Genomic DNA, 23,437 nt, shown 5'->3' on the forward strand with positions numbered 1-23,437 from the left:
CTGTGGAAAACTGCCATTTTTCTGTGGAAAACACTGGTGAAACTTTGTGGAAAACTAGGGTATCTTGTGGAGAAAAAAATATTAATTCACACCCTGTGGAAAACCCCCCGATCTTTTCCACAAGTTTTCCACAGGTAAGTGATCCACTAAAGCCTTGTTATCAATAGAGTTTTCTACTTTTTCCACATTTTCCACAGGCCCTACTATTACTACTATTATTTAAATTTAAAAATAGGAGAATATAGATAGGCTCAATTTTTGAGCAATATTCCTTTCAACTTTGTGGGACAGGGCAATGATGTTACGATGTTGCTCCCAGAGTTTAGAAAGTGTTGAAGTCCTTAGAAGCGTTATGAAGTTGGTCTGTCAGCAAAGTGATCTAAATTCCAAACTGTCACTCCTCAGCCGAGTCGTACCCTCGAATCCGACGCACCCAGTTCTGGCTAATGTTTTATTAACAGCTCAAACTGAACGCCTTGGCTTGACCGTGTTTGACTTAAGTTTAGGAATTCAAGTTTGGATTGCTGCAGAAGTAGAAGAAACAGGCGCTTTGACTTTGCCAGCAAGGTTTCTCAACGATATTGTGTCTCGCTTACCCAATTGCGATATTGAAGTTGAAACCGATGACACAGCTGTGACGTTGACCTGTGATTCGGGTCATTACCAAATGCAGGGGTTAGTGGCAGAGGAATTTCCTGGACTTCCCAGCTTGGATGATATACCAGCACTAGATCTCCCTACAGATGTGTTTTTAGAGGGATTGCAAGCCACGCTGTTTGCAGCCAGTACCGATGAAAGTAAACAAATTCTAACGGGGCTGCATCTCAACACCTCAGAGTCAGGGTTTGAATTTGCCACAACGGATGGGCATCGACTTGCGATCGCAAATTTTCCCGATCTAGTAACCCCTGAACCCATGACCATGACCATGCCTGCTAAAGCCTTGCGGGAACTAGAGCGGATGTTAGGTCGGGTGAATGCCGATGTCGCTCTCAGGTTTGATACCAATCAGGCTATTTTTGAGCTAACTGGAGAGCAAGGAACAGAGCAGCTCAGTTGCCGATTGCTGGAAGGTCAATATCCAGCCTATCCTCAACTCGTTCCTAAGCAATTTGAGCGGCAAGTGACGGTTGAGCGGCAACTGCTGCTCAGTAGTGTTGAGCGCATTGCGGTGTTAGCTGCTCGTAAAAACAATATTATTCGCTTGAAGGTAGATAGCACTGAGCAGCAAGTGGCTCTGTCTGCAGAAGCTCCTGAGTTGGGTATGGGAGAAGAACGTTTGCCAGCACAAATCTCAGGTGAGGATTTAGACATCGCGTTTAATGTGAAATATTTGAGTGACGGATTAAAAGCCCTTGATAGTCAGGAAGTTCAGCTGCAAATGAATTCAGCGACGATGCCAGCAGTTTTATCTCCCATCTCGGGACGTCAAATCACATATTTAATTATGCCCATTCAAATTCGGGGTTAGCATAGCCGATCAATAACGGGTATCTTAAGTAATATGGGGAACTATTTAAATTGACCTACGGTCTACAGCATTAGTGAGTAGACTATCAACTATTAATATTGCTGATGGAGAATCTGGGTTAAGTTTGTAGATAGATTGAATTCTTTAAGAGAAGATCTTCAGAATTTGAGTATCCAGACCATACAAGCCCATCCTTCAGCCAACTGTCTAAAGGGTTAAGAGAATGAAAGAAATCGTAATTTTGGTGTTGTCCGTGAGCTTGGTGAGTGTCTTTGCCAGCACTGCCAACGCTATGCGTTCATTTCTCACTGCTACAGATACGGCTGAGCCTGCTCTGATCGATTCAGAAAATGATTGTGCATTAACACCCATCGTTGCTGACCAGCCTCCCGAAGATGAAGAACATTGGCCTGGTTGCCGCGATTAAGCTCAAAAATTACCTCTTAATCAATTCCCCCTGAACAGTCGTGTTCAGGGGGAAATTTTGTGGATACCTTATTGGGGATAGGCAATATAGGCATCGGCATTCTTTAAATTATCAGTCGTCTGGGTTTTCCCCTTGCGGGTTTCCCTGGCGATGATGGAGAAGCCTTTACCGTAAATACCGGCTACTGAAAAAGATGAGTCTTCCGTGATGAACCGGGGATTATCAGGATTCGAGACACCACTCCCTACATGAGCCGCACCAAACAATTCCGTTTTGCCACCGTTGATCGTTTTGATGGTTGTGCCCTCATCTTCTGTTTTATAGCCCAGAATCCACACCCGGGCATTGTCATTCAGCACTTTGGCGGTAATGTTGGGTTGAGATTGGGTATTACTTTCTAGATTGAGCTGTCGCGCCCAGACATTTTGGTTTTTAAAGATGACTGAAGAGCCTACACAGTCATTAATAAAAACATCTCCAGGTGTTGGGGTTTTAGGGACATAGTGGAATCCTAGTAAATTGTTCAGCACCAACGTGCGCTGAGAGGTATGTTCAATGGTTTCTACCTTCTCTAGTCGCTCAATCGTGACACTGGGAGCCTTACCGGGGCCCACTCGAATCACCGCATTCTTCGCCATTTTGACTTTGGCTTCTGTGCCCATCAACCGGCGGACATTATTTCGAAGTTCTAGAGATTGATTGATGGTCCATGTGCCTCTAGGGAGGTAAACGGTCGTTGCCCCAGAGTCGATGGCTGCCTGAATAGAAGGTGTGTCATCTAAATCATCATCTGGAAGACCGCTGGTGCCGAGAAGATGTTTATGGGGACCATCCCATTTGCTCAGATCGGTTTCCCAAGGAATGTCTGGTGTTTCTTTAATCGGAAGTCCTAACATTTGGTTGGCAGAGGGAAAAAGAGTGACAGGTCCTCCTTTTCTGTTTTTACCAAAGCCATTGGCTAGATAATTTGTAATTTTGCCGTTAGGAATATTGCCATTGCCACGGCCCCAATTGACGTTACTTTTGACCGCTAGCTTATATCCTGTGGTCTGGGTCCGATCAATATACATGGATTTCTGATTGCTAATGGCAGGCTCAGAGGCTGCAGCGCCAGATCCGGTTAAGGTGGAATCCAGCAGAACAAAGCCTGCTTCTCCATCGTTGATAATGGCCGATACTGTATTTTGGCTGCGAACTTTCCGGGCAAACACTTTCTGAGAATTGGTGTTCCGCCATCCACAGATGTTTTGGTTGAGCAAAGTAATATTTTCAAAGGTTTGGCTAGCGGTGGGCCAACGGGTTTTTATGCCATAGTCAAAGCCGTTAACGGTGACTGTTTTGATCAATAACGGGCCAATTTCGTCCGTATAGCTCATGTCGAGACCAATATTTCCTTTTCTGTCTTCAGAGAGGATGGTCACATTCTGAGCTGTGCCCTGATTGCTGGCATTAAATTGAACGCCAATACTTGTGGGATGATTGCGACCGACATTGACAGTCATGTCACGGATGGCGTTCCGAAAGCGCTGGGCTGGGGCTGGGCCAAAATTTAGAATTGCTTTGGCATAGGTGGAAGGTACATTGTCCATCAGGCGCAGAACGGTCCCTTGCTCACTCTCCCCTTGAAAAATATTCCGCTTTTGGCTGCCTGCCAAAGTCAGCATGTCGCTGATGTCGTAGGTTCCGTTGGGAAAGTAAAAAATATGATTTTTAGTCGGATGAGCTGAAATGGCAGCTTGGATGGCAGCGGTATCATCTTGGCCATCGTTAGGAATAGCCCCAAAGCCGGTGATATTAATAATGCCTGCATCGTTAGGGAAAACAATTGCTGGGCGATTGATGGGAGTGGCCGCTAGGGTCGGAGGGGGGGCTGCGACATTTGGATTGTCCGGTGGTGCAGACCGATTAGATGCTGCTGGTGTGCAGGCTAAGGACAGCAAGAAAGACAAGCATAATAAGCCTAAAAACTGCCGCAGTGGATGGGGCAAAAATTTCTTCCCCCAGAACCAGATTTGTGTGACCCCAGAAGATGACTGAAAAAACATATTGCTCGGCTCCAAACGAATGAATACGATTGGCCTTTCTCTCCAAAGCCTATCAAATTATAGAAATAGGCTTTGGAGAGTTATTAAGAGCAATGGGGCTCATCTAATGGCCAAAGAAGTGATTGGATCAAAAACAAAACACTTTTCAAGACTAGACTAACCTGAGTTCGAGATAAGCAATCTCTGAAACGGTTGATTTTACGTCTTCTATGATTTTCCCTTTGTTTAGACATCTGCAAATAAGCTTCATCAAAGAGATTATTCTCAATAAATCAGGCTAATTATCAATAACTGGTTGTTTAGTCCAACAGTTGATTTTTTGAACCGTATGCCTGCAAAGAATTTCTCGTCTTTCCTTATCCCGAACTCAGGTTAGACTAGCTAAGTCTTAACCCTTGACTTGACCCAATTGCTTTATAAGCTCCAGTGAACATGAGCTCTGAATATCATCAACCGTGAATTGTGTAACTGCCAGGTGGGTAGTTTCGAGACACGCTAATTAAGCTAGTGATACCCCCTGTTTTAGGCGTAATTTTGATGATAGAAGTCCATGGTTTCAAAGAGTGCATCGGTCAGAGGTATTTTGGGGGTCCAGCCTAAGAGAGTTTGTGCTTGACTTAAATCAGGCATCCGCCGATCGCAGTCTTCGTAACCTTTGCCGTAGAAGTCTTGAGAGCTGATTGTCAGGATAGGGTGCTCTTTATAATTCATATCACCAGTGATTCGAGCATAGGTTTGGCGCATTAAATCAGCTAACTCAGCCATAGTGACCTCATTCTCACGGTTACCAATATTAAAAACTTGGTTTTGAGCTTGATGAGGCTTCTTGAGCATGAGTAGCAGTGCATCAATGGCATCATGGATCGAAACAATGGTACGTCGAGCTTCTCCCCCATCAACGAGATACATGGGTTTGTTATCTAGCAAGGCCGTCATAAAACACGCCAGAACTCTGGGTACACCTTCCCCATCACGACCTGGAATATAGTCCATTTTAGGACCAAAAAAATTTAAGGGACGGATAACGGTGAAGGGTAATTGACTTTCCATATGATGGGCATAAATAAGTCGTTCCGTCATCTGTTTAGCACAAGCATAGGTCCACCTTTGGTTAGAAATGGGGCCCATAATGAGTGGGGTTTCATTCTCGCGCAGCTCAAATAAATTGGGATCCTCATAGTTATTGTTGGGAAGATAACTTGCAACGGTCCGCCCATATACTTCACTTGTAGAAAAGCTCATCAACCATCGTTTATGTTTGGCGCAAAGCTCAATGAGCGGATAGATATCAAACAAATTGGAGTGAATCACGTCCAGCGGACGAGTATTATATTCAGCTGGGTTGCAGATAGCAGCCAAATTAATGACTATGTCAGACTTCTCAATCTCTTGTTCAATCTCTTGCAGAGCAGCTGGTGATGAAATTGTGCTGCGATGCATATGAAATTTGGGATGAGCAAGATGCTCTTTAATTTTGTAATCTGCTAAATCCCAGCCGTGAATTTCGCATTCATTTTCAGCAAGTAAACGATCCAACAAGTGGCTACCAATAAAGCCGCCACAGCCCAACATAACTATACGCATTTTTTCTCTGGTCAATTTTTAAGCTTCATTATATTTTTGTTTAGACTCAATGTCACGTTATTCAAGAATTGTGAAAGCAAGTTAAGAAGTCATTTATGAAGTAAATATCAAATGGGTCTAAATGCTTGTGAGCAAAGGCTTTGAGATGTGAATAATGATTCTAGATGACTTCTGAGACAACAATGCTCGTTTGATGACACAGCATAGATTTCAGACTGTTTTTATCTTTACTTGATAAATAACCTCTAACCAAATTCTGAATAAAAGGTTTTCACCAAGATATGACCCAATAATTTGAGGTAGAGCGTATTGGAATGTATGCAAATTGGCAGTTTTGATATTCCACTACTGTCTTTCTAAAATCAAGTGAAGAGCAATTTGGGTCGACATGTGGATTATCCCTCTCATAGTACTCTTAGAAGAAAGTATGGGTCGTGCATCAAACAATTGTGGGGTAGGTGAGTATGTCATCCCAATGCCAAGCTCGCGAGGCTAGATCAGCACGTTGTGCCGCCGTTGTTTTAAGCCGACTGTGTGTCCAAATCCAATTGAAATAGCTGACCACTAATCGAGCAGTGACTTTGGTTTGCGCCCACACTTTGCCAAATTTGTTCTGGCGTCGATGCCATCGACCACTGTGCTGCCGAATAATGCCATTGGTGCGTTCGAGTCGTTGAGTTCTGTCCTTGCCAATGTAATGGTCAATCTCCCAAGGCAACACTCTTTCGTACCCCCCCCAATCGTCGCTATTCCAGTCCTTGCAATCGGTCTTACCTTCAGTGCTAGTCACCAGTTCATTCAATAATGAATCGGTGTGCTTGCCCACACGACACGAGAGGATCACGCCGCTTGTGTTTGCCAAGGTAATCGCCATCCAACAATCACCCATCTCTAGCTCATGGGGAAGACAGTGTTTTTGCTTTTTTTCACAAAGGACCACATTTCATCTGCACTGACATCCTCCGTTTCAACGGCTTGCACTTGGCCATTATGGAGTTGCTGAGATCGTTGGCTAGCAGCTCTTACTAGAGAGACTACAGTGTTGTAAGCTAGGCCACTGGTCCGAGTGATACCTCGAAGACTACTCCCTTCTGCATGGGCTTGGAGGACTTGTCGGACCTGCTCTGGACTCACCTGACGACGATAGTAAAGGGTATCAAAGCGTTCAGTAAAGGTCTGCTGGCACTCAGGACAACGGTATCGTTGAAGCATGTTGGGCATCTTGCCATGCTTGTGTGCTTTGGAATGACCGCATAGTGGGCATTGCATGGGTAGGTTAGAAGCTGAGCTGAGCCTCTAGTATACTCAACCCACAATTACTTGAGGCACGACCAAAGTATGTAACGGAATGTATCACCTTAGTCTTAGACGAGGTTATGTCTCAGAGCAATGCTAGGTTCTTCTGTTTATGAAATGCATCGAGAAAACAGGAGCTAAACAATAGTCCAAATTAACTCAAAATGTCTATGACCATGTTCCAAGAGGTGAAGCTGCTCTGAAGATTTGATGCAAGGGGAGCATGTCACCTTTGTAATCTAGTATTTATAATCATTTTGGAAGCCTTTGCTAGCCTTGCTTTCAGACATTAGATTTTTGATTCTAAGTTTTATGCATCTGTAAAAGTGACATGCTCTCTACTCGTGAATCGCCAGCTTAACTGTGGTTTAGTCAAGGTTTGAGTTCTATCAATCTCTTGCAAGCTCATAGCTGTATTACTCAACCTTGACCAGTCTGTAAAAAATGCTTGGCAGGACTCTTGATGTTTAGAAGATCACTCAGTCTTTTTGAGATTTAGATGATTGGCAGAAATTATCTCTGAATCTCGGATAGATCTTTTTTATAGATTAAAAAACCAACAATGAAAAATATGGTTGATAAAAATGTATGCTCACTCTCTTGAATAATTAATCTAGGTTTGATACCTCCATGCAATGAGAAACGAATGTAGTTAACTAAACCTTTGATCTTCAATATCAAAGGCATAGGAAGGTTAGTATATTCTTTATAATAAAGTTGAGCCCCTTTAGGATTCTCAGCACGGAGTTTGGCTGAAAAAGTGGTAGTTCCATCTGGAGCATTTTCGTAATAGAGGCGTAATACTTCATTTACAAATATTGTTTTATAATTTAGGCTGATTTTATTCCAAACAATAGAGTCTTCTATGAAGCGTTCTCCAGGGATTTCTGGGAAAGGAAATTGCTGGAGAATGTCTGTTTTTTGGCATCCCCATTTTTCGCCAAAAATGAAGTACTTACTTTGGAGTTCAATAGAGTTTGAAACTAAAATGTCAGATGGAAATGACTTGCCTACAATTTTTCCATATTGATTGACACAAAGAGCAGTGATACCACAGAAGTCACTTTTTGCTTCCTCTACAATAGAGTCCCAATGATATTTGAATCTCTCCAAAGCTTCAGGGATGCAGGCATCATCGGAGTCGAAAGCTAAAAATAATTCTCCCTTTGCTGCTTGTACAGCACGGTTCATAGTTTTGGCTTTTCCTCTATTTTCTTGCCATGTATAGTGAATAGGAAAATCTGATTTTTTTTTCCATTCTTGAACTAGGTTCTCAGTATGATCTGTGGAGCCATCATCATAGATCAACCATTCGAAGTCTTTGTATGTTTGTGCTTGAAGACTGTCATAAACTCGATGCAGTAAATTAGCACGATTATATGTCGATGTGAACACTGTGAAAGCATAGCCATAAGGTTTTGGCATGGATACTTGAGTTTCTTTAGGTTTAGACTGCATAGAAGTTTGTTTGATATAGATGTTTTTATTGAATTTTTGGGTAGAACCCATTTGAGTTTAGGTATAAAATGGCTAATATATCGTCTAGAGCGAGTAGGAGTATGTAATAGATTGAAGGTTGGTTAGCATCATCTCGTTCATCTTTCCTTATCAGTATTAGTCTACTGATACGTTCTCAATGCCTGATACGTGAAGAGGATAAAGCTATGTAATAGTTATCAATTGCTGGTTGAAGTAAAAGCTATTCTCGAACTACCAGTAAACAAAGTTGTCAGTCTAGAATTGTGCCCACAAAGACATTTAATAAATTTTTTACACATATAATAATGATAGATGCATATGATAATAAACGATTTCTATACTTCTTGAGAGCCTCGATTATCGACAAGATCTCTTGCATAATTTGTCAAAAGATATGATCAGGACCCAGGCAAGCAAAATTAGCTCATAAAATGAGTCGATTAGCATGTTATGTAAATATTGCAAGAGGCTTATAGGGGTTGTGCTTCTAATGGCGTATTTATTATGGCACTAGTGCAGCGTCAAGCTAAAAGATTAGGGTAGGTAACAATGGTGGCAGTATTGCAGTCAGACCGAGAAAACACCTATCCCTATGCCGAAAAAATATATTGTCCGACTGAGTGAAGATGAGCAGAACCATCTGCAAGCCGTCATCAAAAAGCTCAAGGGCAGCAGCCAAAAAGTACGACGTGCTCAAATTCTTTTGAAAGCAAATGCCGACGGGCCAAATTGGACCGATGAACGCACTTCAGATGCTTATTCTTGTCGAGTTAAAACAGTTGAGAACATTCGTAAACGTCTTGTAGAGAGAGGATGTGAGGAAACCCTTAACGGTGCCCAACGTGTCAGAGCACCTCGCAGTAAGTTACTCGATGGTGAGCAGGAAGCTCAAGTCATTGCCATGCGATTAGGCAGCCCTCCTAAAGGCTACGGGAATTGGTCATTGCGCTTGCTGGCACGCAAAGTTGTAGAACTAGGTATCGTAGAATCTGTCAGCCATGAAACGGTTCGTCAGACTCTGAAAAAAACGGGATGACCAACCGCAAGATTGAGTACTGGGTGATTCCGCCTGAAGCAGATGGAGAGTTCGTTGCTCAGATGGAAGAAGTGCTGGAAGTGTATGCTCAGTCTTATGACCCAAGTTGTCCGGTGATTTGTATGGACGAACAGCCTGTCCAACTCCACAAAGAAATCAAGTGCCCTATTCCAGCCACCGCTCAACACCCTAAGCGGGTTGATTATGAGTACGAGCGTGCAGGTACCGCCAATATCTTCATGTTTAGCGAACCTTTAGCGGGGTGGCGACAAGCAACTGTTCGTGAGCGGCGAACAAAAATCGATTGGGCCAGTGAAGTCGCAGTCTTAATGGAAGGACGCTATGCACAATGCCCACAAGTCATACTCACCTGTGACAATCTCAACACCCATACCAAAGGGGCTTTCTATGAGGTGTTCGAGCCTGAGCGTGCCCGGCGGTTCGTTCAACGCATCCACTTTTGCTACACCCCTAAGCATGGCAGTTGGCTGAACGTGGCCGAAAACGAACTGAGTGCAATGACTCGACAGTGTATTGATAGGAGGCGCTTTGGGACGATTGAAACTCTAAAAGATGAAGTTCAAGCATGGCCGATTGATGTGAACCACTCGCAACGCGGTGTGGATTGGCAAATGAACATTGAAGATGCCAGGTGTAAGCTCACTTCTATCTACCCTAAAATTAAATATTGACGATGCACTAGTATGAAAAAGCATGCTGGCTGAAATTGATGTCAAAGGTTTTTGAGAAATATATCTAGGGATTGTTAGTGGTTGCCTACAAAGTAGATCAGGATTGCGGTCAAAGAATGGGGATTGAGGTATTGAGAAACTTTGCTCTTGAAAGTATCTAGGCCAAGATCATGATCCTTCTAGTGAAATAAGATGTTGGATTATGACTGAGAGTAAGACGTTTTCACAACAGGGACATGGCCGAATTCTTTGACTGTATAGAGGGGGCGTCCTTTAATTTCTTCGTAAATTTGGCCGACATACTCCCCTAAAATGCCGAGACAAATCAGTTGGACAGCCCCGAGAAAAAAGATCGCCATGGTAATCATGGTGTAGCCAATCAGCTGGCTGGAAGGATTGAAAAATCGCCAGTAGAGGGTTAAGAACATCATAAAGACAGCGAGGGCGGATGCAAATAACCCCAGGTATGTGGCTAAGCGTAAGGGCACTTTGGAGAAAGCCATAATGCTGCTGAGGGCCAGGGTGAGGGATTTGCGGAAGGTATATTTGACGTCTCCAGCAAATCGAGGGGGGCGATGGAGGGTAATGGCAGTTTGCCGGAAGCCCACCCAAGCCCGAAGACCCCGGATATAGCGGTTCCGCTCGGGCATTTTATTGAGTAAATCCACGACTTGCCGATCCATGAGGCAAAAGTCACCGGTGTCGGTGGGAATGTGGATATTGGAGAGCTGCTGGAGAAATCGATAAAACAGGTAGGCGGTACAGCGTTTGATGAGGCCTTCTCGCTGTCGTGAGATTCGCTGAGCGTAAACGACCTGGTAGCCTTGCTGCCATTGTTGAATCAGATCCGGAACGACTTCGGGTGGATCTTGGAGGTCGGCATCCATGACGATAATGGCTTGGCCAGCGGCAAACTGTAGACCGGCAGTCAAGGCGATTTGATGGCCGAAGTTGCGGGCTAAGCTGATATAACGAACGGACGGATCATCTTGGTGCAGTTGGCGTAGTAAAGCGAGGGTGCGATCGCAACTGCCATCATCCACCAAAATCAGTTCTGAAGGACCATCCAGGGTTGTGATTAAGGCCTGCAAGCGTCGATACAGTTCAGCAATATTGTCTTCTTCGTTGTAAATCGGAATAACGAAAGAATACGTTACATTACCTGTTTGATCCGAATTGCTTGCAATTGATGAAGGGAGACTGAATGGCGTCAAGGGATTGTTATAACTAAACAAAAGAGACTATACCTGCAAAGCGCACTCGATATTCTATGCCTTTAACCGTGTTGATCGTGGATGATGAACCGGGTATTCGATTAGCGGTCACTGACTATCTGGAAGCAGTGGGATATACCGTAATTGCAGCCGCAACGGGCAAACAAGCGTGGCAGCTAGTCCAACAGTACCGCCCCCATCTGCTAGTGACTGATATTAGAATGCCACAGATGGATGGCTATGAGTTAGTGAAACTGGTGCGGCAACAACCCGCATTTCGATTGCTCCCCGTCATCTATTTAACGGAATGCTTCCAAACTCAAGAGCGGATTCGAGGGTATAAATTGGGCTGTGATGCCTTCTTGGCCAAGCCGTTTAACTTGGAAGAATTGGCAGTCGTGATTCGTAGCCTTTTAGACCGAGTGCAAATTGTACAAACGGAGATCCAGGCGGTTTCTCAGGCTACTCCCAGCCGTGATTCGGTGGATACTGCGTTTGTTAATGCTCTAAATCTGACCCAGCGAGAACAGCAAGTTTTGCTATTGCTGACGGAGGGGCTATCCAATGCCCAAATTGGCGAACAACTCCATCTCAGCCCTCGCACTGTGGAAAAGTATGTCAGTAAACTGCTGCAAAAAACAGAAACGAGTAACCGAGCAGAGATCGTGCGGTTTGCGATGGAACATCATTTGCTAGGAGCCATCGACGACGATCACTAACCGGTCTTTTGCAGATTCTCTAATAAACCACTGCAGGCATCTACCAGTAGATCAATTACATAATCAAATCCTGAAGCTCCCCCGTAATAGGGATCGGGTACTTCTTTATCGGCAAAGTTAGTACAAAAATCACACATCATGTGGATTTTGCTGGCATATTGCTCGTCTGGATTCATCTCCATCAAATCGCGATAATTTTGGCGATCCATAGCCAGAATGATGTCAAAGTCGGCAAAATCTTCGAGCTGTACTTGCCGACTGTTGCCGGTCAGCACAATGTTTTGCCGCAAGCCAGCCGCTGCCATTCTCCGGTCTGGGGAAGCACCAATATGATAGCTACTGGTACCCGCCGAGTCACATTGATAGGCATGGGTGAGCTGTTCTTGTTGCAGCAGGTGATTCATAATCCCTTCTGCGGAAGGTGAACGGCAAATATTGCCTAGGCACACAAATAATAGCTTTTGGGGCATTGGGGTTGGGGTGCGGATGGTGGGTTAGAACAGCGTTGGCGTAAAACTGCCATGTAAACCGTAGGGGATATGGTGCTTTAAGTGCAAGCGGGCAATGGGTCCCTGCTTCACCTGCTCAGCATCTAGAATCACCACATCGGATCGATCCTGAACACCATCGTAGACGAGGGCCACTAACCAGCCTTGATCTTCTTGAGTGGCGTTGGGTTTGGGGATAAATACGGGTTCACCCATAAAGCCTTGGGGGGCCGCACTCCAGACTTGTTCGTCTCCCGTTTTGACGTCCTGTTTGAGAATGGCTTGCAGGGGAGCATTGCCAGTGCTGGCATCGGTAGCGCCAATATAAACATAACGATAGTCATGGCCTGCATTAGCTGGGTTCAGGGTGGGAAACTCGCAGCTCCGTTTGATTAACGGTGTTTTCTCGACGGTGGCGGTCTCAGGGTTCATCTGGAATCGCCAGAGGGTACCGGGAGGAACCGAGTCAAAATCAATATTGCGGAAATCAATCCCCGATTCTAAGCCAGGAAAAGTGTCGTAGCATATGGAGTCCACAATCACCTGACCATCTGCCTCATAGGCGTTGGCATGATGGAAGACAAAGCAGGCATCCGTTTCTAGCTGTTGGGGTGTGTTGTCACCGCGTCGCACCAGCCAGATTTTGGTAGGCTTGCCAGGCTTAAAGGAGATACATTCTCCCGCTCCCTTGAACCCAAACAGAAAGGGAATGGGGTTCAGGATGACGGGATTTTGGAAAAAGATGTAGTAGTTGGGAGTGACCGCAAAATCATGGATAAATGCGAACCCCGGGATGGAAAATTGTTGCTGATGAACCACCTCACCGGCTGGGTCAAATTCGAAAAGCTTGACGGTACTAGATAAGCCCGGTTTAACCGCAAAGTTAACGAGTCGATCGCCATCGGCATGGGGCAAAATTCGGGGATGAGCAGAAAATGGATCCCCCGGATTGAGGAGACCGGAAAAATCTTCTAGTCCCAAGGTATCTAGGGTCGCTGGGTCGAGACGATAGGGCTGATCGGCTTCCCAAAGGGCTAGAAGCTTGCCTGCCCAATAGATGATGTGAGTGTTGGCAATATTCTTGAAGTTGATATCAAAGGCATTAGCGAAGAGACCGCCGGGCTTGGGGGTGCCAAAGACGCCACGATAGAGAATCTTGCCCGCTTCTTGTTCCGCCAGATAGCCTTCCGTGCGGACGAAGCGGTTGCGGAAATGAGCTTTGCCTTGGTCAAACTGAATTGAACAAATCATCCCGTCTCCATCAAAGGGGTGCTGGAGTGGGGTGCCGTTGACATCCAATAGTCCCGGACCGTTGCGAAATAGGGTGCCCCTTAAATCGGCAGGAATTTCACCGTCTATGTCTGCGATCGCATAGTCGTATTCCTCTTTGAGAGATTGGTGACCTCCCTGCCAGTTATGGTCGAGGTAGGTGTTGCGGGTGGAGGCAGAAACGGTCATAGGGATTCAATTACGAGGTTCGGTAATAAGTTCAACAGCGAGAGACTCAGATAAAAGAGGCTCGACGGATGGAGTGATATCTAAAGCTAGGTCTTGATGCAGGACATCGGTACCTTGGGCAGGGAGCCAGTTGAGAAGTGGTAGGGGTAAGAGGGTACTGAGATTGGCGATTGTGACCAGCAGCCACAATTGCTGGAAATTCGTTTCAGTAATGCCCAGCCAATGCATGATTAGCGCCCCCGATTCGTGGGAGAGCAGGCCCGCTAGGTTACTTACAGACATCAATAAGGCAAACATGGTGGCCTCGATGCCAGGAGGACAGAGGCGAGCGGCCAATACCAATACGGGCATATAGGCAATTTGTCCCATCACCGTCAGAATCAGGCTGTCGCCCAAGCTAAACCATTGGTCATTGATGCCTAAGGCTCGATTGGCATGGGTCACCAATAGTAAGGTGGTCATGCCGAGGGCTGCAGCAATTAAAGTGCTCCATAAAAAGATGCGGCGTACAGGAACGGCTTTGAGATAACGCTGAAATACCCAAATGCCTAGCAATGCGGCCAGACTGGTGACCAGGCGTACTCGACCTAAAAATTCTGGGTCAAAGCCTAAATCATTGGTGGTAAAGAAGAAAAAGGCGGCTTCAGAACTGGGAGTGGCCTGCCAGAGAAAGACGAAGATAACGGGCAGCAAAATCTGCTTTTGGGTGATGGCTTGCCAGAGTTGCCTCACCTGATGCTTGGTTGAATCTAAGTTGATTTGGGTCTTAACTTTAGGGTCGGCAATCAATCCGGCAACGGCAGAAACGAGCAACGGGAAGGTGGCCGTAATCAGGAAAACCCTTTGGGTGCTCATGTGGGACAACAGCCAGCCGCTAAAGTAGGCGGTCATTATCCCGCCCAGGGCAGTGGCAGACCAGCAGAGAGATTGGAGGGAACCCGCATCACTTTGAGATTCTTGCCGGACGCGCTCAACCACGAGGGAGTCAACAATGACATCGCTGATGGCCACGGACAGGGAACTGAGGACAATCGCAATGGTGGCGGCTAGGGACGTGCGAACGATGCTAGCCATTCCCACCCAGGCTAGACATCCTAGTATCCCTGACAAGACGAGATAAGACCGGCGACGATAGCCAAAGATGGGCACGCTATCAGAAATAAATCCAAAGACTGGCTTAATTACCCACGGAAGAGCAGCAATTCCCATCATGGCGGCTACTTGAGCTGGGGTTAAACCAAGGTCATCCTTCAGGAAAAAACTGACGGCTAACCGAGCTAATCCCAATATTCCCTGAACAAAATAGACCATCAATATGGCCAGAAGCTCAGGTGTGGGATCTTGACCGTAAAAGACGTTTTCTTTTAGGAAATCGCGCACTGAGTCGAGTCTCGACTGAGATACAAACATTGATAATAATTTACAAATATCAATGTTTGTATCATACCCTGATTTCCTATAAGAGGAGACCTGTGAGTCTTCCGGGTCAGAGGGTCAGGAACCAGTGCCTGAAAAGTAAATCAGCTTGTTCTCGCGATCAATGAGTAAATAATGAGTGCCAAAGCCAGTCCATGAATTGCTGACTGAGTTTGTGGTCCAGCACTCGTTTGTAGAACTTGCTGGAGGTTGCCAGGGTGGATCGAAGCGGTTGTAGCTTGGATCAGGAAGACGAAAGTCGGATGAGATCGCATCGCAATCTACCGATTCATATCCTGACTGCAGAAGAGTCTCGATATCAGCCTCCGCAGCCTGAAACCGCAAAAATAACCGATAGCCTTGCCAGGTATCTCCCACGCCTTGTAGCTGGGTGATGCTTTCTGGAATGGGCTTTTGGAGAACTGCAGCAAACATTTCTTCTGGGGTATTTGCAGATGTCAGACTAGTGTCGCAGCCAGATATCAATAGCGCGATTAGCAAGACGCTCCACTTTGTATAGGTATAAAAAGGGAATTTATAGGTGTGAAATAGATCAAACATTGCCATAAACAGGAATCGCAGCGCCTCGAACATCCTGGGCTGCATCAGAGGCTAGAAAGCAGATGACGTCTGCTAACGATTCGGGTTTTACCCATTGGTCGGCGTTAGCTTCACCCATGGCTTCTCGATTTGTGGGGGTGTCAATAATACTAGGCAATACGGTATTGGCGGTGATGTTGGTGCCTTTGGTTTCATCTGCGATCGCTTTCGTCAATGCCAACACCCCAGCCTTAGCAGTACAGTAGGCTGCCAATTGCCCCCCTGGCTCAACAGCCCCTCTAGATCCTACGGTAACGATCCGGCCATAGTTATTCTGCAACATCCGTTTGAGGCTATGTTTGCAAACTAAAAATGTGGTGTTCAGGTTCAGATTCAAATCTTGCTGCCAGTCCTCAAAGGCATATTCATGGGTTTTGCCCATGGAAAACCCACCAACTAAGTGAATTAAGGCATCTACCCGATCCATACCTTTCACTAATTCTGCGACTGAGGCTTCTTTCCCAAGATCGGTGGGGACAAAATGAGTTCTCACTAATTCTGCAGGGGAGAGGATATGTTTTAGTCGCTCTACTTCCGATTCTGCAATATAAGGTAGCGTCACTTCTGCCCCTGTGGCTAGGACTTTGGGCGTCACGCCCAGTCCCAATCCGCCTGTACCACCCGTGATCAATACTTGCCTATTTTGCATGTCGTCGCAGCCTACATCTGATTACACTTAAAAAGTTTTGATGGATGACAGGATTATGTCTCAAGTTATAGCTCAAGGGAAAATGTTTTCTTGCCCAGTTGGTGCGAATTTGCGCCAGGTTCTACTGGAGAACGGCGTGGATCTCTACAATGGTCAAGCTCGGTTGATCAACTGTCATGGCATTGGTACCTGCGGAACTTGTGCCGTGGCGATTTCTGGAGAAGTGTCAGAAGTGAACCGACGCGATCTCATCCGTCGATCATTACCCCCTCATGTTCCCCAGCGTGATCTGCGACTGGCTTGTCAAACCAAAGTTTTAGGCGATATAACCGTCACCAAATTTGATGGATTTTGGGGCCAAGGCACAGCACCTGCATGGACGATTTAACTGAAAAACCTCAATAAAGAGTAATAAAACTGATTATCCTGAAGATGGACGCCCTTCATTGGAGACCCAATCCATGACTGCTCAACTCACCACCTCTCCCATCCAGAAACTGGTTGCAGCTCAAAGAGTCTATTTTGAGAGTGGGCAGACTCAATCCTATGAATTTCGGTTAGCCCAACTCCAAAAGCTGAGGCAGGTAATCATTGAGCGTCAAGATGACATTGTTGCTGCTGCGAAAGCTGATTTGGGACGACCAGCTTTTGAGGCTTACTTTGAAATTGCGGCCTTAGGAGAAATCAAGATCGCCATCAAAAAGCTGAAAACCTGGATGAAGCCGCAGCGCGTTGCGACAGGGATGGATGTCTTTCCTGGGGCAGCTTGGATTCAGCCTGACCCTCTAGGTGTGGTGCTGGTGATTGCGCCGTGGAACTATCCCTTTTCTCTGCTGATTAATCCGTTAGTGGGTGCGATCGCAGCCGGGAACTGCTCTATTCTCAAACCCTCAGAACATGCTCCTCATACCGCTCAGGTCGTGTCTAACTTAATTGGCGACACCTTTCCTGAGAACTATATCGCGGTTGTAGAAGGGGAAGCAGAAACCAGCAAACAGTTATTAGCCGAGAAGTTTGACCATATTTTCTTCACCGGAGGCACCGCCATTGGTCGAGAAGTCATGAAAGCAGCGGCGGAAAACCTCACCCCAGTTACCTTAGAACTAGGGGGTAAAAGCCCTTGTATTGTCGACTCAGAGATTCACTTTGAGCATGCCGCGAAGCGGATCATCTGGGGCAAGTTTATTAACGCAGGCCAAACCTGTGTAGCACCCGATTATTTGCTGATTGACCGCACCATCAAAGATGAGTTTGTCACCTATCTCAAGCAAGTGGTGCACCATTTCTATGGTGAAAATCCCGCCAAGAGTCCTGACTTTGGTCGATTAATCAACCAGCATCATTTCAATCGACTCACCCAGTTTTTAGATAACGGTGAAGTGATTGTTGGCGGTCAAACCGACCCTGAAACCCGCTATATTGCGCCTACGCTGATCGATCAGGTCACTTGGGAAGATCTGATTATGCAAGAAGAGATTTTCGGCCCCATTTTGCCGATTTTGGCCTACAACAACTTAGATGAAGCGATTGCTCAAGTGAATGCCCGCCCTAAACCCTTGGCTCTCTATTTCTTCTCAAAAAATGAGGAAAAACAGCAGAAAGTGCTGACCTCAACTTCATCAGGAGGGGTTTGTATCAATGAAACGGTTTTGCATGTCGGGGTAGGCACCTTACCGTTTGGAGGAGTAGGTCCAAGTGGTATGGGTAGCTATCATGGCAAAGCCAGCTTCGACACGTTTTCCCACCAGAAAAGCGTTTTAAAACGGGCCTTCTGGTTAGATCTAGGTTGGCGTTATGCGCCCTATACGATCAAAGGCTTAAATCAAATTAAGCGGATTGTGACGGGTTAGGCCATTAGTTAATCTAATCTCCCCCAGCCCCAATCGCGTTTTGGCGAGTAATGGCATAGGGCCAGCTAATCAAGTCTGGAGGATGCCAGAAATTTTTATAGGCAAGAGCCATTTGTTTGGCAGCCCGTTCACAAGGCACTTGCCCCGTTGCAGTTCCTAAGTCTGGACAGGCAACACTGCGAATAGGTTGAAGGTGTGATTGATTGTGATGCCAGATTGCTAACAGCATTGCCCACATGGCTTGGTACACGTTATCCGTGGTGGCAATCGACATGGGTACACGCATCGTCGGTGTATGGGCCAGAAACGGATGCTGGGATGAGTCTCGATAATAACCGAAGTACCGACGGGCTGCTCACCCCGAAACCTCTGAAGGATATGGGTTTGTACCCGGTCCATTAGATCCAACCCAAAGTAACGAGTAATCGCTCCATCGACACCACCATCCATCAGGCCAAATGAGTTGCCAGCGCTGACCATGCAATCATAATTTGGTAAATCCTCAAACTGACCATTGACGATTTCAATATTGGATTGCCCTTCAAATTTGAGCTGCCATTGCTCACATAGGTCAGGAATGGGATCGACAAGAATGAGTTGCAAGTCTGTAGACTGCAATGATTTTTTCATTGAGAGCTAGCTACTCTAACTCAGTTTCAGCTTCATCATCATCAGAAAGATCCTCTGGCGGCACTAAAGCTACTGCAGCGATATAGTCATCTTCATCCAATCTTTGGACTCTGACTCCTGTTGCTGCCCGTGATTGGGATGAAATATCTGTCACTGATTGTCGGATAACAATGCCTCGGCTAGTCACCAACATCAACTCATCTTCGACATTGACGATTCGCAGTGCGGCTAACTGATCGGGAGTCTTGAGCTTTTTGAACTTAGTTGCGGTTACCCCTTTACCTGCTCGATTTTGGAGTCTAAATTGGGCTACAGGAACTCGCTTACCATACCCATAGGTCGTGATCACTAAGACCCAAGGACCTGGCTGTTCAATGGTTTCGGACTCTTCTTCGTTACCATCATCTTCAACTAAAATATCTGGATCATCCGTTTCATCTTCTTCCATGTCCGTTGCATTCCCTAAGGTTTCAACAACGCTGCTGGGTAAGATATCCATACCGATAAATTCATCCCCTTCTCGTAAGCGCATAGCCCGCACACCCCGTGTGGCTCGACCCAAAGGACGCAGCTGTTTATGATTGGCCCGAAAATGAATGGACATGCCGCGGCGAGATCCAATCACAATACTGTCTTCGGCCCGAGTCAATCTCACCCACCGCAGCAGATCGCCTTCTTCTAGAGAGATGGCAATTAAGCCATTAGCACGGATACTGCTGAAAGCAGCTAAGGCCGTTTTTTTGATGAATCCACCCACGGTCATCATCACCAGGTATTCGTCTTCGCTAAACTCGCTGACGGGAATGACAGAAGTGATTTTTTCTTCTCGGGGAATTGGTAAGAGCTGGACTAAAGGCACGCCCCGAGCTGTGCGGGAACTGACGGGGATTTGATAGGCACGCAGGCAGTATACGACGCCGCGATCGCTAAAAAATAACACGCTGTCATGGTCACAGCAGCCAAAGAAATGCTCAACTGCATCATTTTCTTTTATTTTTGCTCCTGCTCTGCCCCGGGTGGCTCGGCTTTGGGCGTTGAAAGTATCAACAGGCATTCGCTTCACGTAGCCCTGCTCTGTCACCAAAATCACGGCTTGATCATTGGCAATCAGATCAATATCGTCTAGATCTGCGAGATTAGCTTCAATCAAGGTCCGGCGAGGACTAGCAAATTTGGCTTTAAGTTCAGCCACTTCCGTTTCGATAATTTCTAGCACCCGTTCACGACGGGCCAGAATATCCTCTAGATCTGCAATTCGCTCTTGTAAATCCTGGTGCTCTCGCTCAATCTTTTCAGCTTCTAAAGCGGTGAGTCGGCGCAGCTGCATCTGTAGAATGGCATCGGCTTGGGTGTCAGATAATCCATAGCCATCCATTAACTCTTGGCGAGCAATAGCAGCATCCGCAGCTTGGCGAATCAGCTGAATCACCGCGTCCAGATTTTCTAAAGCAATCAGTAATCCCTGCAAGAGATGATCACGCTCTTGGGCTTTTCGGAGCTGGAAGCGGGTGCGACGCAAGATCGCGTCTTCCCGGAATTCCAAAAAGACGCTCAGGAACTGTCTCAGGGTGAGAAGTTGAGGATCGCCTCCCACTAACGCCAACATATTGGCCCCAAAATTGGTTTGGATGGGGGTTTGTTTGTAGAGATTGTTGAGAACGACCTGAGGATAGGCATCCCGCTTGAGTTCGATTACAATCCGCATCCCGTCGCGATCACTCTCATCGCGAATATCAGAAATACCTTCTAGGCGCTTGTCATTGACGTTTTCAGCAATGCGCTCAATCAGGGCAGCTTTATTGGTTTGGAACGGCAACTCTGTGATGATAATGGCTTCACGATCAGGACGCCCTGATTGTTCTAGGGTTTCGATCTCGGCAACCCCGCGCATAGTAATAGAGCCACGGCCCGTTGTAAAAGCTTCACGAATGCCAGCCGTTCCCAAAATCCGTCCCCCTGTGGGAAAATCGGGACCTGGAATTAACTTCATCAACTCCAGATCGGTAATCTCAGGATTATGAATAAGGGCAACTAGACCATCAATCACTTCCCCCAGATTATGGGGAGGAATATTGGTCGCCATCCCCACTGCAATCCCTGAGGAGCCATTGATCAATAGCTGGGGAACGCGAGCAGGCAGAACGAGGGGTTCTTGCTGTGACCCATCAAAGTTATCGCCAAAATCAACGGTTTCTTGCTCAATATCGGGTAGAAGCGAATCCGTACTGAGTGCTTGTAAGCGACATTCTGTATATCGCATCGCAGCAGGTGGATCGTTATCAATCGACCCAAAGTTGCCATGGCCGTTGATGAGAGGCATGCGCATGGAGAAGTCCTGCGCCATCCGCACTAAGGCGTCATATACCGCTGTATCACCGTGGGGATGATATTTACCTAATACTTCCCCAACCACACGAGCACATTTTCGAAAGGGGCGATCGGGGGTTAAACCCAACTCATACATGGCGTATAAGATGCGTCGATGCACGGGTTTGAGGCCATCTCTAGCATCTGGCAAGGCCCGACCAACAATGACGCTCATGGCGTATTCCAGGTAGGAGCGCGACATCTCATCCCGTAGATCTGTGAGAATAATGCGTTCCTGTGCTGGATCAGAGGAGAAGGTCATATGGTTTGAAAAACTCCTAAAAAGATGCTTAGTTGAGAAATAGCTTGATCAATAACGACTTACAATTAATATCATTAAAAAATTAAGCTATTTACCCCCGATTACAGCAGTTATTCTATCATGTTTTGATGCTTGACGGCTGTATTTGCAGCGTTGGCGATAGTTCATAAAGTTTGCTCCTAGTCACGCTTTCAAAGATCGCTGCCATAATCAATTCTGACAAATAAAGTAATTTACTAGAAATCTGTAAATACTGAATGGTCTTGTCTGTAGATTTTGCTAACTACAACTATTTTTTGAGGCTAGGTAGAGTAATGACATCGTTATAGAAAAATAATCTTTTTTCAGATTTTGCGGTGAATTATGACCAGTATTGAGTGACGGACCCTGTTCTCACCATCGATCAGCGATTGCCTGGTTTGCCCCCATATCCATATGGAGATATTGGGGTTGATAAAGAATGTGATGTGAGACAGCTCATCAGCCGAGAGTTTAAGGTGTCTTCGATGTCTGTCTTGGAGAGTTTGGTCCAGAGTATGCTGGCGGAGCATTTCATGCGCGATTTCATTTTCAGCAATTAGGAAAGCTCTACATTACTTGCAAGCAGCAGTCTAAGTTTGCAGACTTTCCGCTCCGGTTGGTAGCTGATGAGGCCACAATCTACCTGCAAACTGAACCAGTGCTGTTAGATAACCTCAAAGCACATATGGGGAATTGTGCTGAAGCCTATCTGGAAGCCATACTTTGAGGGCTTATCTGTGTGGTCTAACGAATGTATCCCTTTAATCTGATCGATCTCTGAAGGCTGTATTATCTGACTCTGAATTACTAGATTTGGGCATGCAATACTGTCATGCACAGACTTCTGCTGCAAGGGTTACATCCTTTTTAGGAATGCTGCTGGCTTTCTGAAAGACTATCTTCCGTTTTGTCAGAGTAATTTTGATAGTCCTGAAGATATGAACTTCTAAACGGCTGCAGGTTGTAACAGCTTGACATTGGAGAACTGGATATCTGTGAGGGATGTTTCGCCTTGTTCATGGGTACGGACGATTTGTCGTGTCATTACGTAGTAGCTACCCACAGGCTCATAGGTATCCACGAATTCCATTTGCCGAATGATCTCGTTGGTTTTGGGATTACGGAAAACGGCTGAATAGTCAGAAGAGATATAACCTGCTCCAGTCTCAAGGCTTTGTTTATGATGAATGATAAAAGCCATGCGCCCCATCACCCGGCTAACCAAAGCGATCTGCTGGTTGCGAACGCTGTAGTTAGACCCCATCGCATCCCCTTCAACAATGATTTCTTGGGAGCCAGATGGATCGAGTTTCCCGAGGGTAAAGGTGCTAGAACCGTGGGCTTTGTCAAAAGGAGTGTGTTTGCGATGGGTAATCACATCTCGCATTTGTGTATATAGAGATTCCTGGATCGTTTCGTCTGCAATATCCATAATCTCGACTTTCAGGTCGGAAGCGACTCGGATTTTACCGGTGTGAACTTCATCCCCTTGCCTCAGTTCAACGTCAGCGACATAGCCGGGGAAATCACTATCCCAGGTATAGCGATTCTCATAAGCTGCACGAAATAAATCACGAGCTTGGGTCTGAGCGGCCATACATGAAGTCTCCTTAACTTGTTTCGCGCGTTAGACTTTTTTCAGTCTAGACTAATCTTTTGCTCAACCATTATCATCATTATGGCATTTGGGGTGGTTATCTCTCTAGGGTTGGAGGGCTCTTTACCTAAATGCA

Annotated in this window: 22 protein-coding genes; 8 read left to right on the forward strand and 14 right to left on the reverse strand. The window is 46.0% G+C overall.

Translation table 11 applies throughout. From position 1 onward, the window contains the following. The first annotated feature begins 352 nt into the window (after positions 1-352). Both dnaN and I1H34_RS26230 read left to right on the forward strand, forming a co-directional pair. The gene (dnaN, locus tag I1H34_RS26225; RefSeq protein WP_212666450.1) at positions 353-1,471 is read left to right on the forward strand and encodes a DNA polymerase III subunit beta; all 1,119 of its coding nucleotides are present in this window, start codon (positions 353-355) and stop codon (positions 1,469-1,471) included. Positions 1,472-1,694: 223 nt separating this feature from the next. Beyond that, positions 1,695-1,898, forward strand: coding sequence for a hypothetical protein (locus I1H34_RS26230; RefSeq protein WP_212663770.1), 204 nt, complete (start codon positions 1,695-1,697; stop codon positions 1,896-1,898). A gap of 68 nt (positions 1,899-1,966) precedes the next feature. Here I1H34_RS26230 and I1H34_RS26235 read toward each other — a convergent pair whose 3' ends face one another. The 4 genes from I1H34_RS26235 to I1H34_RS26250 all read right to left on the reverse strand — a co-directional run bounded on the left by I1H34_RS26235 (position 1,967) and on the right by I1H34_RS26250 (position 8,332). After that, complete coding sequence (locus I1H34_RS26235) at positions 1,967-3,943, reverse strand: glycosyl hydrolase family 28-related protein (RefSeq protein WP_212663771.1); 1,977 nt, start codon at positions 3,941-3,943, stop codon at positions 1,967-1,969. 522 nt (positions 3,944-4,465) lie between these two features. Beyond that, the gene (locus I1H34_RS26240) at positions 4,466-5,542 is read right to left on the reverse strand and encodes an NAD-dependent epimerase/dehydratase family protein (RefSeq protein ID WP_212663772.1); all 1,077 of its coding nucleotides are present in this window, start codon (positions 5,540-5,542) and stop codon (positions 4,466-4,468) included. 424 nt (positions 5,543-5,966) lie between these two features. Continuing rightward, positions 5,967-6,796, reverse strand: a protein-coding gene (locus I1H34_RS26245; RefSeq protein WP_212662238.1) for an IS1 family transposase whose coding sequence is annotated in 2 segments (ribosomal slippage) — positions 5,967-6,452 and positions 6,455-6,796 — 828 coding nt in all. Because the reading frame shifts where the segments join, the coding sequence is not laid out codon by codon here. 540 nt (positions 6,797-7,336) lie between these two features. Further along, positions 7,337-8,332, reverse strand: a complete 996-nt coding sequence (locus I1H34_RS26250) for a glycosyltransferase family 2 protein (protein ID WP_212663773.1) — start codon at positions 8,330-8,332, stop codon at positions 7,337-7,339. Between the two features lie 562 nt (positions 8,333-8,894). Here I1H34_RS26250 and I1H34_RS26255 point away from each other — a divergent pair. Together I1H34_RS26255 and I1H34_RS26260 are read left to right on the forward strand one after the other, a co-directional pair. Further along, positions 8,895-9,338 carry a helix-turn-helix domain-containing protein gene (locus tag I1H34_RS26255; protein WP_212663774.1) on the forward strand — a complete coding sequence of 148 codons (444 nt, stop codon included), beginning with the start codon at positions 8,895-8,897 and terminating at the stop codon, positions 9,336-9,338. Next, positions 9,335-10,030, forward strand: coding sequence for an IS630 family transposase (locus I1H34_RS26260; RefSeq protein ID WP_212663775.1), 696 nt, complete (start codon positions 9,335-9,337; stop codon positions 10,028-10,030). Before I1H34_RS26255 ends, I1H34_RS26260 begins: the two co-directional genes overlap by 4 nt. A gap of 200 nt (positions 10,031-10,230) precedes the next feature. Here I1H34_RS26260 and I1H34_RS26265 read toward each other — a convergent pair whose 3' ends face one another. Beyond that, positions 10,231-11,244: a glycosyltransferase family 2 protein gene (locus I1H34_RS26265; protein WP_212663776.1), complete on the reverse strand. Its 1,014-nt coding sequence runs from the start codon at positions 11,242-11,244 to the stop codon at positions 10,231-10,233. Positions 11,245-11,300: 56 nt separating this feature from the next. Between I1H34_RS26265 and I1H34_RS26270 the strand changes: the two genes are divergently transcribed. Then, positions 11,301-11,963: a response regulator transcription factor gene (locus I1H34_RS26270; RefSeq protein WP_212663777.1), complete on the forward strand. Its 663-nt coding sequence runs from the start codon at positions 11,301-11,303 to the stop codon at positions 11,961-11,963. On the opposite strand, the gene I1H34_RS26275 is transcribed toward I1H34_RS26270, so the two are convergent. The 5 genes from I1H34_RS26275 to fabG form a co-directional block, all read right to left on the reverse strand. After that, positions 11,960-12,433, reverse strand: a complete 474-nt coding sequence (locus tag I1H34_RS26275) for a low molecular weight protein-tyrosine-phosphatase (protein ID WP_212663778.1) — start codon at positions 12,431-12,433, stop codon at positions 11,960-11,962. The two genes, I1H34_RS26270 and I1H34_RS26275, sit on opposite strands and share 4 nt — an antisense overlap. Before the next feature lie 24 nt (positions 12,434-12,457). Further along, complete coding sequence (locus tag I1H34_RS26280) at positions 12,458-13,909, reverse strand: carotenoid oxygenase family protein (RefSeq protein ID WP_212663779.1); 1,452 nt, start codon at positions 13,907-13,909, stop codon at positions 12,458-12,460. A 6-nt stretch (positions 13,910-13,915) separates the two neighbouring features. After that, entirely contained in the window at positions 13,916-15,319 is a 1,404-nt protein-coding gene (locus tag I1H34_RS26285) for a folate/biopterin family MFS transporter (RefSeq protein WP_212663780.1), read from the reverse strand. A gap of 84 nt (positions 15,320-15,403) precedes the next feature. Continuing rightward, positions 15,404-15,886 carry a hypothetical protein gene (locus I1H34_RS26290; protein ID WP_212663781.1) on the reverse strand — a complete coding sequence of 161 codons (483 nt, stop codon included), beginning with the start codon at positions 15,884-15,886 and terminating at the stop codon, positions 15,404-15,406. Then, a complete protein-coding gene (gene fabG / locus I1H34_RS26295; RefSeq protein WP_212663782.1) occupies positions 15,879-16,574 on the reverse strand; it encodes a 3-oxoacyl-ACP reductase FabG in 696 nt (231 codons plus the stop codon). Before fabG ends, I1H34_RS26290 begins: the two co-directional genes overlap by 8 nt. A gap of 55 nt (positions 16,575-16,629) precedes the next feature. Between fabG and I1H34_RS26300 the strand changes: the two genes are divergently transcribed. Both I1H34_RS26300 and I1H34_RS26305 read left to right on the forward strand, forming a co-directional pair. Next, positions 16,630-16,962: a 2Fe-2S iron-sulfur cluster-binding protein gene (locus I1H34_RS26300; protein WP_212663783.1), complete on the forward strand. Its 333-nt coding sequence runs from the start codon at positions 16,630-16,632 to the stop codon at positions 16,960-16,962. A gap of 73 nt (positions 16,963-17,035) precedes the next feature. Further along, a complete protein-coding gene (locus tag I1H34_RS26305; RefSeq protein WP_212663784.1) occupies positions 17,036-18,424 on the forward strand; it encodes an aldehyde dehydrogenase in 1,389 nt (462 codons plus the stop codon). Positions 18,425-18,437: 13 nt separating this feature from the next. On the opposite strand, the gene I1H34_RS32360 is transcribed toward I1H34_RS26305, so the two are convergent. The 3 genes from I1H34_RS32360 to gyrA are packed head-to-tail and all read right to left on the reverse strand — an operon-like array spanning position 18,438 to position 21,683. Next, the gene (locus tag I1H34_RS32360; protein ID WP_249370236.1) at positions 18,438-18,710 is read right to left on the reverse strand and encodes a macro domain-containing protein; all 273 of its coding nucleotides are present in this window, start codon (positions 18,708-18,710) and stop codon (positions 18,438-18,440) included. Further along, the gene (locus I1H34_RS32990; RefSeq protein ID WP_315874855.1) at positions 18,644-19,054 is read right to left on the reverse strand and encodes a macro domain-containing protein; all 411 of its coding nucleotides are present in this window, start codon (positions 19,052-19,054) and stop codon (positions 18,644-18,646) included. The genes I1H34_RS32360 and I1H34_RS32990 overlap by 67 nt, the downstream gene beginning before the upstream one ends. A 10-nt stretch (positions 19,055-19,064) precedes the next feature. Further along, the gene (gyrA, locus tag I1H34_RS26315) at positions 19,065-21,683 is read right to left on the reverse strand and encodes a DNA gyrase subunit A (RefSeq protein WP_212663785.1); all 2,619 of its coding nucleotides are present in this window, start codon (positions 21,681-21,683) and stop codon (positions 19,065-19,067) included. 377 nt (positions 21,684-22,060) lie between these two features. Here gyrA and I1H34_RS26320 point away from each other — a divergent pair, with 377 nt between their 5' ends. Next, on the forward strand, positions 22,061-22,264 hold the full coding sequence (locus I1H34_RS26320) for a hypothetical protein (RefSeq protein ID WP_212663786.1): 204 nt from the start codon (positions 22,061-22,063) through the stop codon (positions 22,262-22,264). Positions 22,265-22,650: 386 nt separating this feature from the next. On the opposite strand, the gene I1H34_RS26325 is transcribed toward I1H34_RS26320, so the two are convergent. Next, positions 22,651-23,301 carry a DUF3386 domain-containing protein gene (locus tag I1H34_RS26325; protein WP_212663787.1) on the reverse strand — a complete coding sequence of 217 codons (651 nt, stop codon included), beginning with the start codon at positions 23,299-23,301 and terminating at the stop codon, positions 22,651-22,653. Positions 23,302-23,437: the final 136 nt, after the last annotated feature.

Source organism: Acaryochloris marina S15, from assembly GCF_018336915.1.
Lineage (GTDB): Bacteria > Cyanobacteriota > Cyanobacteriia > Thermosynechococcales > Thermosynechococcaceae > Acaryochloris > Acaryochloris marina_A.